Source organism: Desertivirga arenae (genome assembly GCF_017355785.1).
Classification (GTDB): domain Bacteria; phylum Bacteroidota; class Bacteroidia; order Sphingobacteriales; family Sphingobacteriaceae; genus Desertivirga; species Desertivirga arenae.
On the sequence record NZ_JAFEWE010000014.1, the window covers coordinates 70,202 to 86,606 of the forward strand.

Here is a 16,405-nt window from a genome sequence, read left to right on the forward strand (position 1 = left end):
CTAAACCGTGCCAGGGAGAATTCGATAGTTCTCGAGACCAGCATAGTTTCTGTGCTGGTCTTTTTCAATCTTGCTCCGAAAAAGTCTTAAACTCATCTCCTACAACTCCATAAAGAATTCAGCGAGATTTTTATCATGTTCCAGGTTCAGTTTCTTCCTTAAGCGGTAACGGCGTATCTCCACTCCTCTTACCGAAATGTTTAACAAAGAGGCCATTTCCTTACTGCTCATGTTCATTCTCAAATAAGCACAAAGTTTTATATCGTTAGGAACAAGATCAGGGTAGCGCGATTTAAGCTTTATGAAGAAGCTCTCATGGGCCTCATTAAAACTCGTCTCAAATAAATTCCAATCTCTCTCGTCATTCATCCCCTGGTCAATTACCCGGTAGATCTTTTTCAACTGCTCTGCAGACAATTTCTTTCCGGCAGCATCTTTTAGATGACTTAATTCATCCTTTATCCCCTGCAGCAGCTCGTTCTTGTAAACGATATTCATGGCAGAATTAGCCAACTCCCGGTTTTTACTATCGAGATCTGCTTTTAATTGCTCATTCATAAGGCGAACAATCTTCTGCTCATTCGCTACGGCTTCTTTTTGTAGCAGCTCTTCCTTCTCCTCCTGAAACTTCTGGTGGATAAAGTCCTGGTGCTTCCGTAGTTTCAATTTATACCATTCACGCAGAAGGTATAGTCCTAAGAGAGCAAGGAGAAAATAGACCATGTAAGCCCAAAAGCTCGCATACCACGGGGGTAACACTTTAAATTCAATAACCGCCTCGTCAGAAATATAAATGCCATTTACGCGTGCACGTACTTTAAATTTATAATCTCCCCATGAAAGGTTAGTGAATTCCTTTTGGGCGCTGCTGCTCCAATCAGACCATTTGTCGGAGTATCCATCCAAATAATACTGATATTGGATCCTGGCTACCCTATAGTATGGTAAGGAATAGGAAACTCGAATATTATTGCTTGCATAAGGTATCCTGACACCATCAATAGCAGTAGCATTTTCTGTAACTAAGGATGGTGTTTCCGTTATATTTTCTAAACGTCTTATGAGCACCTGTGGTAATGTTTCCATCCTTTGCTCCTTTCTACCAGACACATCATAAATAACAAATCCATCATCAACGCTAATTAGATAGATGCTCTCATTTATACGGCTGATATTCTCATAATACTGAACCATCGAACCGTTCAGACTGCTAAAAGTGACAAAGTCGATCGAAAACTTACCCGTACTGATCTGGGCCAATGCTACTTTGCCGTGGTTGATGAACCAATACCGGTCACCGCCAGCATTGATGATCCTGTTTGATGCTGAAAAGGAACCAAGGCGTTTGTTCAGGTGTTGGTAGGGGAAAAATTTGTCCGAGATCTCGTCATAGATGTAAAAGCCAGCATCTGAGGAGAAAACGATCTGATTATTCAAATTGGAGATGTTCACATGATAGTCAGAGGGCAACCCATGCGATTTATCATAGGCTTTAGCTTCAATAACCTGACCGAATTCCGGATCAAGTCTCAGCCTGTAAACACCCTTATTCGCATCTGAAGCCCATATGTTTCCTTTTGCATCCTGCTCTACAAATCTTGTGGGTTTATCAAAGCCTTTTACCTGATGCGAAAACGACCATTGTCCATGCGCATTTTTCTTGTAAATCACCAGTCCACTGTAAGTACCCTGAATAAGAAAATTGGGGTTAGTACTTAGCTTCCCTATAGTCCAGCCGCCCTTTATAGAGGAGATTCTATTAATAGATTCGCCTTCTACGCGAAAAGTTCCTTCATTATGTCCGCAAAGCAGCTCGCCATCAATCAATGATAAATTCCAGACTTGTCCCTGCGACCTATCTATTAGTTTAAAGTTAAATGATTGAAACAACTTATTGCTTTCAGACCAGTTGCTGTAATATAAGCCCTGATTCGTACCAAGATAGATCTTTCCGTTATGAACAATACTGGAGTAAACCGTGCCGAAATCACCCGTTTTATCTAAATAGAAATAAAGGGGAGATGTAATGTCTATGCGATCAATTCCATTATCCAGACCGGCCCAAAGATCCTGTTTATTATCCGCGTAGAGGCTTAGTACCGTGTTGTTCTGCAGCCCGCCAGATTTATTTATCCGCTGAACAATGCTACCGTTTTCATGAATGATAATGATACCACCGAGAATAGTACCGAAAGCAAAGTACTTCCCCAGTAGCGCTACACCATTATTTAATTGTAAGCCTTTTAACAGTGTGTTTGCCTGATTTTCCCAGGGTAAAACTTTCTCACCATTAAAAATATACAAACCTTCTCGGGCAGTTCCGATCAGAAATTGATTTTTCTTGTAAGGCAGCACTGTTAAAACTCCATTACCAAGTATTTCGCTACCTGGTACCAAAGTGAGCTGTTTACCTTTCAATTCGAACAAACCCTCAGATAGTATTCCAGTGAAGTAATGTTGCCCCACCTTGTTAAGAAAAAGTATAGGATTTTTCGACTTTATTATATTGAAAGTACCTTTCTCATAAATGTATATCGAGTGGAATGACTGAAAGATAATCCGCTGCCCGTCTACAAAGATCTTCCAGATCTCATCCTGTCCTGCTGCCTTTTGCTTTAGTTTACGGCTTAAAGAGGTATAAGAAAACTTTCCTTTTTTATTATAAGACCAATAACCGAAGTCACCAAAACCACCTGCGTATATTTTACCATTTCCATCGGCACAAACTGCTCTTACAATGATGTTGTTAGGCATAAAGTAAGTTTGCCAATGTTTCCCATCAAAAGATAGTAAGCCATTCGCATTTCCAAAAAACATCACCCCTCTTTCATCTTTGGTTACAGACCAATTCTGATTGCCTGCCTGATAAGAATTCTTGGAGTAGTTTTGAATATAAGGAATGCCTATGTTCTTTATTTCAGAGGCATAAGAACTGACATATAGAAAAATATTTACTAGAAAAAATATCGACCTTAAGGTACTTCTCATACTGATGGAAAGCGGCTATAAATTTTTCAGCTCCTTAGCTGTATTTCAACTGCACTTATGGAATAAGTATATATTGGTTATCCTTGCCCTGCAAGACGCTAATATAGAATTTAACTGTAATTCTATGTTTAAGAGTTCTGATTTTTACTTCAGGTTGAAGGATGGAACTGAGGCCTTATACTTTGCCTCTCACAAAAAAACACAAAAGGGAGGTCTTTGCGGAATAGGTTTAGGTAATCGATCTATAAAAAATTACCAGAGCAATTCCCCCGTACTTGGGGGAATTGTCTGGTACCTCAACAAGCCAAACTAACCAATTCAACTATGACAAGTTGGAATATTATTACTCCAAAACCGGCGGTTCTATTTTGAAAGTAGTTTAAAATCTGCTTCTTTTAAATCCCTGCTATTAGTACCGATGAAGAGTTTAAAATCACCTGGCTCGGCTAAGAAGTTTAAATCGCTGTTATAAAATTTCAAGTCTTCTTCCGTTATCCTGAAAGTAACTGTTTTTGTTTCACCTGCTTTCAGGGATATTTTTTGGAATCCCTTTAATTCTTTTACAGGGCGGGTAACAGTACCAACCAGGTCGCGGATATAAAGCTGCACTACTTCTTTTCCTTCGCGGGAACCAGTATTGGTTACCTTTATGCTTGCAGTGATTGCCTCTCCTGGTTTAAGAGTGCCTTTGCTTAGACTTATATCACCGTAGCTGAAGGAGGTATAACTAAGGCCAAATCCGAATGGGAATAAAGGGTCGTTGGATACATCCAGGTAATTGGAACGAAATTTTTCAAACCATTTTCCTTCAGCCAGAGGACGGCCAGTGTTTTTATGATTGTAGAACAATGGCACCTGACCGACATTCTGAGGAAAGGTTGCTGTAAGCTTTCCCGAAGGATTTACATCGCCAAACAATACATCAGCTATTGCACTGCCTGCTTCACTACCGCCAAACCAAACATTTAATATGGCGGGCACGTTCTCACTCTCCCACTTTAAGGTCATTGGCCTTCCTGCAAACAGAACAAGCACAACTGGTTTTCCGGTCTTTAATAAAGCCTTAAGCAAATCTTTTTGTACATCTGGAATTCCAATATCAGTTCTGCTGGAAGATTCACCACTCATCTCCGCGGATTCACCAAGGGCTGCAACGATCACATCAGATCTATTTGCAACTTCAAGCGCCTCTTTTAACATAGCTTCGGTACTGCGGCTATCCCTTCTTAGTGTCTTACCAAACATTGTCGCTCTTGTTTCCAACGCAGTGTCTGCTGTTAGGTTTGATCCTTTTGCATACACGATCTTCGCATTATTACCAACTGCATTGGTTAAGGCAGAAAGCACCGAAAGAGGTTTGTTGTAATCAGCTGCTACGCTCCAGGTTCCTACCATGTTTTCTTTAGCATCGGCCAGCGGACCAATAAGTCCTATTGTTCCTTTTTTTCTGAGAGGTAGAACGTTCTTTTCATTCTTAAGTAAAACAAATGAGTTAGCCGCTATCTCTCTGGCAGCTGAGCGATGGGCATCTGTAAATATCTCTGTTTTGCTACGTTGTACATCGCAATAACGGAAGGGATCATCAAATAGGCCAAGTTTATATTTAGCTTCGAGGATCCTTTTACAAGCAAGATCAATTTGTGCCTGTGTAACTTTCCCTTCTTTTAACGACTGCTTAAGCGTGGTCAGAAAACCTTCGCCTACCATATCCATATCCACTCCGGCTCTTAAAGAAAGGGCGGAAACAGTTTTCAAATCTCCCATTCCATGGGCTATCATTTCGTTAATAGCGGTAAAATCTGTCACAACGAAACCATTAAAGCCCCATTGTCTCCGTAGTACATCTGTCATTAACCATTTATTTCCACTGGCGGGCACACCATCGATCTCATTAAATGAAGTCATTACGCTACCTGCTCCAGCGTCAACTGCTGCCTTATAGGGAGGGAAATATTCGTTATACATCCTTATACGACTCATGTCGACTGTGTTATAATCCCGACCCGCTTCTATTGCTCCATATAAAGCGAAGTGTTTAACACAGGCCATTATGGTATTATTTTTTGAAAGATCGGAACCTTGATACCCTTTCACCATAGCTTTAGCGATCTGCGATCCTATATATGGGTCCTCTCCTGAACCTTCTGCAAATCTGCCCCAACGTGCATCACGGGAAATATCCACCATCGGTGAGAAAGTCCAGTTAATGCCGTCGGCACTTGCTTCTATTGCGGCTATCCTTGCACTTTTTTCAATAAGTTCCATGTCCCAGGTACAGGAAAGGCCTAAAGGAATAGGAAAAACAGTAGAGTACCCATGAATAACATCCATTCCAAAGATGAGCGGTATTTTTAATCGGCTTTTTTCAACCGCTATTTTTTGCACATCGCGTATCTTTTCAACGGACTTAATATTAAACAGTCCACCCACTTTGCCTTCAGTGATCTGCTTGGCGACTTCCGAGTTTGAGGCCTGGCCAGTGGTTATATCACCCGAAGTGGGGAGATTAAGCTGTCCCAATTTCTCCTCAAGTGTCATTTTCTTCATGAGGGTTGAAATGAACTGATTCATTTTCACATCACTCTTAGTTTGTGCAACCCCATCGTTAATTACCAATGCAACTAAAATTGCAAATGCTGTAATTCGCTTCATACTTTCTAATTATTTAATCTGACCGTTCAGGTCTCCTTTTTTATTTTATTCTTATTGATTTCGTCCTTGCTGATACACCATTTTCATTAAATGCTTCTATAGAGAAGTAATACTCCTGGTCGGCACTTAAACTCTTTAGCTCAAGGCTATCATTGTCATATACCATCCAGGAACTATAAAGCTTATCCGGTGCAATTCCCCAAAGGACATTGTAACCTTGCACCCCAGGCAATTTCTTCCACTTAAGAAGGGCATCTCTTCTGTCTGTTTTTCGGATTACTTCGAAGCCCTGAACAGCAGCTGGCAACTTACCTCCGGCGTTTCCAAATACCCTGAGTCCTGAAATTGACAGATGAGGAGTAGGTACGTGGATGTTTTTGTACCGCACGAATCGCACCTTCTGGGGCTGGGCTAACTGTTCATAATCATTCGGTGTGTCTCTTTTATCTGATGAACGATCTACAAGAGTGATCCATTGCAGCCCGTCCAAAGAGCCTTCTATCAGGAATTGATGGCTTAAGCCAGGTAGCCGGCCATATAAATTCGATTTGTAATCGTGATAATTCACTTGAATAGCGTAAACCTTACAAGGTTTCTGGAGATCCATTTCCAGCCATTGCTGGTTGTCATTCTTATTGGCAACCCAAAAGGTCTTTACAGATTCATCTGCTACTAAGGATGGATCGAAGTCATCCAGTTGGGAAGAGGCTTTAACGGGTTTCTTGTAGGATAGCAACATCCAACCAGTAAATCGTCCTGCCTTTTCCCCTTCTGCTGGCCCATAATGAGGATAGTCCCCGAAGCTTGTGTTAGAGTACATCAGGCCATCTGTATCAAAGTAAGTCGGGAACATACACAATCGCCTTTCCCAATTTACGTTGATCGATACTGCCATAGAAGCAAAATGCCAGTATTGTTTACCGGGGCCAATTACCGTACTACCATGCCCTGCCCCATTCATAAAGCCTCCTGGTTTATAAGAAAAGGGATTATTAGGCATATACTTAAAGGGACCCAGAGGACTATCTCCTATGTAAGCCCCATCCCCATATACATTAAATTCAGTTCCGGGAGCCGCGTATTGAAGATAGTACTTGTTGTTGTGCTTAGTCATCCAGGGACCTTCAATATAGCCCTCCAGGGTATCCGAATGATTCTCACCAAAGCGCTCCCAGCCATGTTTCAACTCGTTCAGATTGAACAACTCTATTGGTTTTCCCGAGGGCTTAAAGTTGTTGCTTCGATCCAGAATCTTAGCTCTGATGGGGTAAAGATTAGAAGAGCCCCAGAACATATAGGTTTTCCCGTCGTCGTCAATAAACAGATCGGGGTCCTGAAGGTCGTTTAGTATTCCTGGAATTGCTTTCCAGTCTCCTTTCTTTGGGTTGTCTGTGAATAGTACACTCATTGATCCTGATGGGTCGCCTGCAACGTACAAAACTGAATCTTTGTAATTGTGAGCAGCTGGGGCATTTGAACCCTGGAAATACCATTTCTCAGGTGTTATAAATTTCCAATTTGTAAGATCAGTAGAATGCCAGTATCCAAGGGATCTGGTAACGAACATATAGTATTCGCCTTTAAATTTCACAACAGCAGGATCAGCTCCGGAACGATAAGAAATATTATCGTAGGCGTTATAGATCATGTAGGTGTAATCCAGGTTTAATGGATTACAGTAGGTTGATGGCTGCTGGGCTTTCCCTGCAAATGCTGCTGATAAAATAATAAGCAGTAATTGCAGTCTTTTCTTCCTTGTCTTCATGCGGTCTACTTTAAGTGGGGACTACTAAAACCTAATTTTCTTAATCCTTCCTGAACTTCCGGAGCCGACATAAACAGGTTCCAAAGAAGGCCGCTTTTGTAGTTCTCCATCATGACGACAATGGGTCCCTGATCTATTGCCAGATATCTCCTCGGATACCATTGCGCAGTCTGACTAAAAGCGTCATAGAAACCAAACTGTCCCCAAACTTTATCCTTCATGTCATGATACCAATGCCTCATAGCCCGTTTGCTTTGCTCTGGAGTATACGGCATAGAAGATAGAGCAGCCGTTGGTGCAATTACACCAAGGTCTTTATCCATGGCTGGGGCGTGGCCCGAATATCCTTTAACAGAATAGCTTGAGGTTAATCCCCAGCTGTCTGGTCCGTACCCGGTAAAATGTCCGGCATTGTTCACACACCAGGCGTAGTTAATCATGGCCTGACTTGTGTTTTCCTGCCAATAATCCGCGTACCTGTCTTTCAGGCCTCTCGGATCAAGGCCGAGGTATGAATAATGAGCCCAGAACAAAGGGCCTCCTGCAGTAGAACCCTGATGTTTCAATTGCAATTTATAGCCATAACTTTCTGTCGGCTGGAGTATTGCTCCCTTATCAGCCCAGCCATTGTGGTAGACCTCCGCTGGAATAGTATGGGTTGGTGAGGCTGCTGCAAGCACGTACATAATCAGGCATTCATTATAGCCTTGTACAGCAAAGTTCATCTCCCAACCATAATTTGGACTCCAATGCCAGTACAAAACGTCTTTACCATTTCGATACCAACTAAAATCTATCTCTTTCCAAAGCTGATCGGCTTTCTCCGCCAGATTCTTTTCCGCCGATGTTCCATCCTTGAAATATTGCCTTATGCATAGAAGTCCCTGGGCCATAAAAGAGGTTTCTACGAGATCGCCTCCATCATCTTTAGTACCAAAGGGCTTAACTTTTCCGGTTTTACCGTAAAGCCAATGAGGCCAGGCGCCATGAAAGCGATCAGCCTTTTCCAGGAAGGCAATTATTTTTTCAAGTCGCATCCGGCCCTCCTCTCTACTAATAAAACCTTTTTCTATTCCTACCAAAATGGCCATTACCCCAAATCCACCACCACCGGTAGTCACTACGTCCTTATCGTTCTCCGGGTAGATTCCGTCTTCGTGATAGCGTTCCCTTGCCAGTCCCGAAGTTTCTTCAGCACCAGACCAGAAATAGTCAAAAGTCTTTCTTTGAACTAATGTATATAGTGAATCATCTGAAAGGGGTTGTTCTGAATTTTCAACAGGATTACGCTTAGCGGTACAAGCTAAAAAAAAGAGCATAGCGGTTGCGAAAGCAATATAAAGTGTGTGTTTTTGCTTCATTTTCTTTTAATAATTGTAGAATTTACCGGTCTCGTCAGAGCTTTGGGTAAGGCCTGATCCCTATAGATTTTATTTGTTATAAAATCACCATTTCAGCAGACAATAGTTAAAATTGATAGTTTTAAGATAGAAGCCGGACGTATTTCTTTACTGCCTTTTTCCTCACCACAAGCAAAATTCGATAGCAGAAAGATTTGAAACAGTACATTGTCCGGCTTCCTCTTAAACGCCTTAATAGTTCGGATTCTGTGTAAGCAAGCCTCCGCTCAGGTCGATCTCAGTCTGGGGAATTGGCCAAACTTCATTTTTGCCAGCCTTCCAACCTTTAGCCCCAAAAACCTGAGCGCCCCGCCCCTGACGAATGACATCAAAATATCTGTCGCCTTCCATGGCCAGTTCATACCGTCTTTCATTCCAGATAGCTGTTCTTAAAGCAGCCTTATCAGTAGTTGTGACCTTTGGTAGTGCCAAAGGGTTACTACCTCTCGCTCGGGCCCGGACTATTTCTAAAGATGCAATAGCCTGTACAGGATTATTTAATTCATTTGCAGCCTCAGCATTCATTAATAGTACCTCCGAATATCGCAGTACCCTGATGTTTTGTTGAGCCCCTTCGTTGTATCCTGTTACGTATAATCTGAATGGAACGTAAGATTTTTGATTGTACATCGGGTTGTCACCAGTGGCTGGAATAGCGTCTCCGGAGGGAGTAGTCTCTCCACGAAAGATAATAGTAGCATCTTTTCTAGTGTCACCGGGTTCAAATGCGTTAGCTAGCTCCTGTGTTGGGACATTGAAACCCCAACCACCGCCTGTAACACCCCTTACCCCTTGTACCTGCGAATATTGGGAATTGGATGCAGGCGCGTTTCCAACAACCAGGGCAGATTGAATTTCAAATATAGATTCCGTGCTATTCTCATTTTCCAACCGGAACTCTTTCTCAAAATCAGATACCAGCGAATAACCCATTCCCATCACCTGATTGGTATAGCTTAATACATCAGACCATTTTTGCTGATACATGGCAACTTTAGCATGCAGGGCCAGAGCTGCCCCTTTTGTAACACGTCCCACATCTTCGCCTGAATAAGAAGGAGGTAAAGCAGCCGCAGCTTCTGTTAAATCTTTTTCGATGGCTGCATATACTTCTGCTGCAGATGCTCGCGGAATATTGTATTCGGTAGCATCCTTTGGTACCTTCAACCTAAGTGGAACCCCACCAAATGCTCTGACTAACCGAAAGTACGAATAGGCTCGAATGAACTTTACCTCTGCCAAATAGCGTGACTTCAAACTTTCGCTCATTGTAATAGAGGGAATATTGTCTAATACCTGGTTAGCATAGTTTATATTTTGATATTGAGCCTCCCAGAATCCGCCCAGTTGTCCCTGAGTGGATGTCGCTGTAAAATTATCGTAGTCATTAAAATAGGTAGCGTCGGTTGGGCTACTTCCCTTTTCGGCATCGTCTCCGGGGATACTTTCAACTGCTAATGCAGGGAAAGCTGTATTTCCCCAGGAACGAAGACTGGCATATGCTGCATTCACAGCCTTTGTTGCATCGGCTTCTGAGGTCCAGAAAGCCGCAGCTGCTTGTTCCCCCTGTGGATCAATATCCAGGAAATCATTTTTACAGCTACTAAAAGTCACAACTAAAGTTACCACCGCAACCTTAACTGTTTTCATTAGGTATTTTGATTGATGAAGTGTCATTGGGCAAGATTAAAATGTAACGTTTAAACCAAAATTATAAGTAGAGTAAAGAGGATATACATTCGCGTCAACTCCAGAAGTAAGTACTGAAGCGCCGCTAACCTCCGGACTAAAGCCCTTGTAACCAAATATGTTTATTGGATTTTGTGCGTTAGCGTAGACGCGCAAACGACTCATTTTAAGACGGCTCGCTATAGACTTAGGAAAAGTGTATCCTAACTGTACATTTCTTACTCTGAAATAAGCGCCGCTTTCAACATAGAAGGAACTAGGGGCTGAGTTTGTGGTTGATCCTACATTAGCAGACGGGTAAGTGGTAGAAGTGCCCTCTCCGTGCCAGCGGTTGTTATAGAAATCCTTCGTGAAGTTCTCATTTCCAAATCTGTAAGCAATGTTAGCATTATAGACATCAACATCTGCGACACCCTGAAAGTCCAGGGACAAATCAAAGTTCTTATATCCGAAATTTGTATTGATACCGTAGTTGTATTTTGGATTAGGGTTCCCAATTGAGGTCCTGTCTCGTCCGTCAATAAGGCCATCACTGTTTTGATCCACATACCGGAAATCACCAGGAGCCGCAGTGGGTTGTGCTGAAGACGCAACTTCTGATGTGTTTTGAAAAATTCCGGCCACTTCATATCCATAGAATTCGGCGATAGGCCTTCCCTGAACTGTACGGGTTACTACAGCTCCATTTGTAATGCCAGTTGCACCTGTTAAAATCGGGTTGCTTCCACTGGTTACCTTTGTAACCTTGTTAACGTTCATTCCAACATTAGCACCAACGGAGTAGGTTAATCCATTTTCGGTAGTATTTCTCCAATTCACCGAAAGCTCCGCCCCTCTGTTACGGAAGCTGGCCTGGTTCGATACTACCCCAGATGAAGTAAGTCCCAAAGAGCGTAATACAGGTATAGCAAAAATTGCATCTTCAGTGATTTTATTATAGTAATCTCCTTCAATGCTTAACTTGTTGTTTAAAAGTGCGGCTTCGAATCCAACGTTTGTTCCTGCTATGCGCTCCCAATTTATTGTTGGGTATGCAATGGATGAAATGGAGGCACCTGTGTAGGCATTCTGATTTGCTCCAAAAATTGCATTTAATGATGCCGCATTATTTACCGTTACAATAGTTGGATTAATGGGAACTCCTGCATTTCCTACCTTACCCCAGCTACCTCTTAACTTTAAGTTATTGAACAGGTGCTGATTTTTCATGAATGGTTCATTTGTCACCACCCAGCCTAATCCAACTGAAGGGAAATACCCCCAAAGATTTCCTCCACCATAGAACTGAGAGAAACCATCGGCTCTAAGTGATGCATTAAGCAGGTAAGTGTTCTTATAGTTATAGTTAGCTCTACCGAAGTAAGATGCCGTCGTAGAAAGACTTCCGCCATCTGTATAGAGCACCGTCCCTGTAGTTGCCAGCTTCAAGTACAAGTCGTCTTCAGAATCATACGGAACACCTTCTCCTGAGGCCCTTGAAGTGTAGGATTTGTATCGTTGAGCGGATTGCCCAACCAATAATGTTACGTTATGGTCGTTGAGCTTTTTATCATAAGTCAGGGTGTTTTCAATGATCCAGTTCCGGGTATTTACTCTGCCCATAGTTAGTTTGGTAGTAGTATTTTTTTGAGCCTGAGTATAGTTATAAGCACCTACGTAATTCCTATACTCCATTTCTCCAAAGTCACCCCCAAAGCTTGTCTTAAATGTAAGTCCTTTTAAGATTTCATAAGATGCATAAGCATTTCCAGTTGCCCGGTACCTTTTGCCTTTTACATTGTAAGCCGCCAGGGTAGCCATAGGGTTGAATTGTACTGCTGACCCCAAAGAAAAAGCGTAAGGATCTCCGTAGGATCCATCAGGATTGTAAACCGGAACTACCGGAGCTGAAGAATAAAGTTCATGCCATATTCCGCCAGGAACATCAGTTGAATCATTATAAACCCCGGTTATATTAAATCCTGCCTTAAATTTGTCACTAAGGGTATAATCATTGTTGAAGCGTGCTGTATACCGTCTGTAGTTATTTCCCTTAACAAGTCCTTCCTGGTTCAGGTATCCTAAAGAAAAATTATAGGTTGATTTTTCACCTCCCCCATTTATTGAAAGCTGATGGTTGGTTATGAATGCAGTCCTCAATGCAGCATCGTACCAGTTAGTACCAGCACCAAAGCTTTGTGGGTTATTGAATAAAGCAGCTTTGCCATTAGAGGTATAAAGTTCGTTTATAATAGTAGCATACTCATTTCCGTTAGCCATTTCGACCTCATTACTTAGTGACTGTAAACCTGCCGTTCCAGTGTAGTCGATAACCGTGCGGTTCTTGGATCCTTTCTTGGTAGTAACAAGAATCACCCCATTTGCTGCCCTGATTCCATAAATAGACTGAGCTGAAGCATCTTTTAGGATACTCATGCTTTCAATGTCTGAAGGATTTAAGAAGCTGATATTGTCATACCACATGCCATCAACCACGTACAATAGGTTTGTGTTACCATAAATGGTTCCAACACCTCGTATCACCACTTTCGGGGTGCCTCCCGGTGAACCAGAGTTTGTTATTTGAACACCCGCTACCTTACCTTGTAAGGAACTTGCTGCATCTGTTGATACTTGCTTGCTGATGTCCCCTCCTTTAACCTGAGCAACCGAACCTGTAACATCAACCTTACGCTGAGTGCCATAACCTACAACAACTACTTGTTGTAATTCCTGGGTGGCATCTTGTAGCTGCACATTGATTTGTGTTCTTCCATTAACAGGGACTTCCAAGACCTGAAAGCCAATAAAGGAGAAAACCAGGGTACCATTGGATGGAGCGTTGATAGAATAGTTCCCGTTCTGATCAGCTTGAGTTGCGCCCTGGCCATTCTTGATTCGTATACTCACACCTGGAAGTGAAATACCTTTGTTATCGGACACCCGTCCTTTAACAGCAATCTGCTGGGCAATACTATTTGTAGTAAACACGACTACAAATGCCAGCAGCAAAATAATAGTAAACTTTTTCATAAAGCGGTTAGCTAAATTGGTTGTAACTCGATAATTGATTGGTCAAATATCAAGGAGAATAATCACTTAAAGCAAGCTTTGTTTGCTCTACATTACTACATCACACTTGCTCAAATTCAATAAAAGCAATTTGTAATCAGCTGAATATCTGATAGGTATGGAATTTTGAAATGTAAATTCAGTACTACAAGCAGAATTTTACATCAGGTGTCTATGAGAGTTAATGATGTAGTAAAACTGTTCTGAATTTTGAAACATGGCGCTTACCCTCTTTTGAACTTAGGTAAGCTTAAGTGGAATTTTAGAGCCAGAACTCTCACAATCACTATAACGAGGATTGACAAGAAAAAACAAATATTGCGTTCAACACCGAACTGAATTAGTAAGAGATAAGCACTCGCTCCAATAAGGCAAGCACTTGCGTAGATCTCTTTTTTAAAAATTATGGGTATTTCATTTAGTAATGTATCTCTGACAACCCCACCCATTACAGCAGTAAACATTCCCATAATTGCAGCCACCTCCGAACTAATTCCGAACCGCAAAGCCTTCTCTGTTCCTAGAATGGTAAAGAGTGAAATCCCGAATGTATCGAAAAGTAGAAAGGTTTTGCGTAGTTTTAGTAAGGTGTTATAGAATATACCTGCAAGGATGATACCAGCAAGGATAGCATATAGAAAGCTTACATTTCCAATCCAGATAAGAGGATAGCTTCCTAATAGGATGTCACGAAGGCTGCCTCCTCCAATAGCAGTAACAAAACCAATAAAACCGGCACCGAACCAGTCGTGTTCCTCGTTATGTTCTGCGGCTGCCAAGGCTCCAGACATGGAGAAGAAGAATGTTCCGAATAGTTCGGTAATGTAAATAGGATCCATTTGAAGCAAAGTACGGAATATTTAATAACAGATAGATCTATAAGGATGAGTTCTTGCATACAAAGGGCTTTTTGGTCCTAAGAAAATCCTTCCTTTCATGTAGTGCTGCAAAAAGCATAAATAATATCTTTGCTTCGCTGTCTTGTTTGTCAGCTAATCTTCCTTATGCCTGATAACTCAGTTGATTCTGAATTTCGTTTTTTAGCTGATGCAGTTCCCGCCAAAGTTTGGAGGGCCGATGCTAGTATGTCAGCCAATTATTATAACCAGGAATGGTTTGATTTTACGGGAACGACCTCCGTCGAGGAATTAAAGAACATCATATGGACTTTGATCCATCCCGAGGACCTACCCTTGGTACAGCGAGCAGCCCAAACTAATTTACAAGGCCAAACGAGCTATGAAATTGAACAGCGTTTCAGGGATAAAAACGGAATCTATCGCTGGCATCTAAGTAAAACGAAGCCTGTGTTCGACAATAATGGGCTCCTGACCTCCTGGTTGGGTATTTGTGTAGATATCGAAGACCGAATGCAGTCCTCGGAAGCCATCCGGAAAAATGAAAAATATTTTAGATTTCTTGCCGATAATACTCCTGTTATTATTTGGCGAACTGGTGTTGATGGAAGGTTGAATTATATCAGCAAGCAATGGGAGAACTTCTCTGGCTTAACTGTTGCGGAATGTTATGATAGTGGGTGGTCGAAGTTATTGCATGAGGATGATACGCTGGAGGTTCAAAAGTACTACGATAAGGCTTTACAAAACAGAGAGCATTATACCGGCAAGTTCCGGCTTAGGAGTGCGAACAATGAGTATAGGTGGTTCCTCTCGGTAGGACTACCTGTTTTTGATGAAGAAACTGGTTTTCTTGGCACATTAACTGACATCACCGAGCAGGAAAGAGAGCACCAACATAGCAACTTGCAGTTGAAAAAAATGGACGAGTTCGTGAGTATCGCTAGTCACGAATTCAAAACTCCTCTCACTAGTCTAAAACTTTATTTGCAGCTTTTAGATAAAAACAAAGCTGCTGAACAGGCTACATTTATTTCTCGTGGCCTTGACCAATTAAAACGTTTGGAAAGGCTTACTGGTGATTTGCTTGATGTTTCTAAAATATCGGCCGGCAAGCTCGTCTATAACATTGAAGAAATTGAATTTTCCGAACTTCTGGACGAATTCGTACAAACCTTAAAAAGCTGGAATATAAAGCACCGAATTATTGTTAAAAGCAGGTCCTCTGTAAAGCTTAAGGGAGATCGGTATCGGTTAGAGCAGGTATTTGCTAATATACTTTCCAATGCCATTAAATATTCCCCTGAAGCCGACCGTGTTGAGATAGATACTTATGTCCAGGCTAATTATGTAATTACTTCAATAAGAGATTTTGGCATCGGCATAGCAGAAAAGGATCTTGCAAGGATCTTTCAACGGTTTTATCGTGTGGATGCTACCGCAATGAAGTATGAAGGCTTGGGCTTGGGCCTTTTTATAGTGTCAGAGATATTAATTAGACACAAAGGAGATTTCTGGATCGAAAGCGAGCCTGGAAAAGGATCTACGTTCTTTTTCAAACTCCCCCATAATGAACTTCATCGTAAGATAATCGTTGATTCTTCAACTGATTACAAAGATAACCACATGGGCATAAGCTTTAAGCGCTCAACCGGAATCCTTGAAGTGGATTGGATTGGCTTTCAGGATCTGGAATCTGTAAAATATGGCTGCCTGAAAATGCATGAATTGTTAAAGGCAAATAAGTGTGAGCTGGTGCTAAATGATAATTCGAATATCACCGGAGTTTCTGACGCTTCCGAATGGGTAGGTGGCCAGTGGTTTCCTATGATGGAGGCTGCAGGTCTGCGTTATTTTGCGTGGGTGTTCTCTTCTGTAATGTTTAACAACATATCCGCTCAAAAAGCTGTGGATCTGAAGCAGGGAAATGTAATAACCCAATTTTTTACATCTACAACAGAAGCCCGGGAATGGTTACTATCACATGTATGATTAACCGGCGG

9 protein-coding genes are annotated in these 16,405 nt (G+C 41.8%); 2 read left to right on the forward strand and 7 right to left on the reverse strand.

Annotated elements, in window-relative coordinates:
• Positions 1–99: 99 nt before the first annotated feature.
• Entirely contained in the window at positions 100–2,988 is a 2,889-nt protein-coding gene (locus J4N24_RS20615) for a triple tyrosine motif-containing protein (RefSeq protein ID WP_207535622.1), read from the reverse strand.
• A gap of 4 nt (positions 2,989–2,992) precedes the next feature.
• Between J4N24_RS20615 and J4N24_RS20620 the strand changes: the two genes are divergently transcribed.
• The gene (locus tag J4N24_RS20620) at positions 2,993–3,301 is read left to right on the forward strand and encodes a hypothetical protein (RefSeq protein ID WP_207535623.1); all 309 of its coding nucleotides are present in this window, start codon (positions 2,993–2,995) and stop codon (positions 3,299–3,301) included.
• 50 nt (positions 3,302–3,351) lie between these two features.
• Here the strand turns inward: J4N24_RS20620 and bglX are convergent, their stop codons facing one another.
• From bglX to J4N24_RS20650, 6 genes are all read right to left on the reverse strand, one after another.
• A complete protein-coding gene (gene bglX, locus J4N24_RS20625) occupies positions 3,352–5,640 on the reverse strand; it encodes a beta-glucosidase BglX (protein ID WP_207535624.1) in 2,289 nt (762 codons plus the stop codon).
• 40 nt (positions 5,641–5,680) lie between these two features.
• The gene (locus J4N24_RS20630) at positions 5,681–7,405 is read right to left on the reverse strand and encodes a family 43 glycosylhydrolase (RefSeq protein WP_207535625.1); all 1,725 of its coding nucleotides are present in this window, start codon (positions 7,403–7,405) and stop codon (positions 5,681–5,683) included.
• A gap of 5 nt (positions 7,406–7,410) precedes the next feature.
• Complete coding sequence (locus J4N24_RS20635) at positions 7,411–8,766, reverse strand: glucoamylase family protein (RefSeq protein WP_369806247.1); 1,356 nt, start codon at positions 8,764–8,766, stop codon at positions 7,411–7,413.
• 231 nt (positions 8,767–8,997) lie between these two features.
• Entirely contained in the window at positions 8,998–10,455 is a 1,458-nt protein-coding gene (locus tag J4N24_RS20640) for a RagB/SusD family nutrient uptake outer membrane protein (protein WP_242691756.1), read from the reverse strand.
• A 36-nt stretch (positions 10,456–10,491) separates the two neighbouring features.
• Positions 10,492–13,506 (reverse strand): SusC/RagA family TonB-linked outer membrane protein, encoded by a 3,015-nt coding sequence (locus tag J4N24_RS20645; RefSeq protein ID WP_207535627.1) that lies wholly within the window; start codon positions 13,504–13,506, stop codon positions 10,492–10,494.
• Positions 13,507–13,769: 263 nt separating this feature from the next.
• The gene (locus tag J4N24_RS20650; protein WP_207535628.1) at positions 13,770–14,384 is read right to left on the reverse strand and encodes a trimeric intracellular cation channel family protein; all 615 of its coding nucleotides are present in this window, start codon (positions 14,382–14,384) and stop codon (positions 13,770–13,772) included.
• A 165-nt stretch (positions 14,385–14,549) separates the two neighbouring features.
• Here J4N24_RS20650 and J4N24_RS20655 point away from each other — a divergent pair, with 165 nt between their 5' ends.
• Positions 14,550–16,394 carry a PAS domain-containing sensor histidine kinase gene (locus J4N24_RS20655; RefSeq protein ID WP_207535629.1) on the forward strand — a complete coding sequence of 615 codons (1,845 nt, stop codon included), beginning with the start codon at positions 14,550–14,552 and terminating at the stop codon, positions 16,392–16,394.
• Positions 16,395–16,405: the final 11 nt, after the last annotated feature.

Coding starts and splice junctions, on each gene's coding strand:
- J4N24_RS20615 (WP_207535622.1), bottom strand. CDS start 2,988: ATGAGAAGTACCTTAAGGTCGATATTTTTTCTAGTAAATATTTTTCTA.
- J4N24_RS20620 (WP_207535623.1), top strand. CDS start 2,993: ATGGAAAGCGGCTATAAATTTTTCAGCTCCTTAGCTGTATTTCAACTG.
- bglX (WP_207535624.1), bottom strand. CDS start 5,640: ATGAAGCGAATTACAGCATTTGCAATTTTAGTTGCATTGGTAATTAAC.
- J4N24_RS20630 (WP_207535625.1), bottom strand. CDS start 7,405: ATGAAGACAAGGAAGAAAAGACTGCAATTACTGCTTATTATTTTATCA.
- J4N24_RS20635 (WP_369806247.1), bottom strand. CDS start 8,766: ATGAAGCAAAAACACACACTTTATATTGCTTTCGCAACCGCTATGCTC.
- J4N24_RS20640 (WP_242691756.1), bottom strand. CDS start 10,455: ATGAAAACAGTTAAGGTTGCGGTGGTAACTTTAGTTGTGACTTTTAGT.
- J4N24_RS20645 (WP_207535627.1), bottom strand. CDS start 13,506: ATGAAAAAGTTTACTATTATTTTGCTGCTGGCATTTGTAGTCGTGTTT.
- J4N24_RS20650 (WP_207535628.1), bottom strand. CDS start 14,384: ATGGATCCTATTTACATTACCGAACTATTCGGAACATTCTTCTTCTCC.
- J4N24_RS20655 (WP_207535629.1), top strand. CDS start 14,550: ATGCCTGATAACTCAGTTGATTCTGAATTTCGTTTTTTAGCTGATGCA.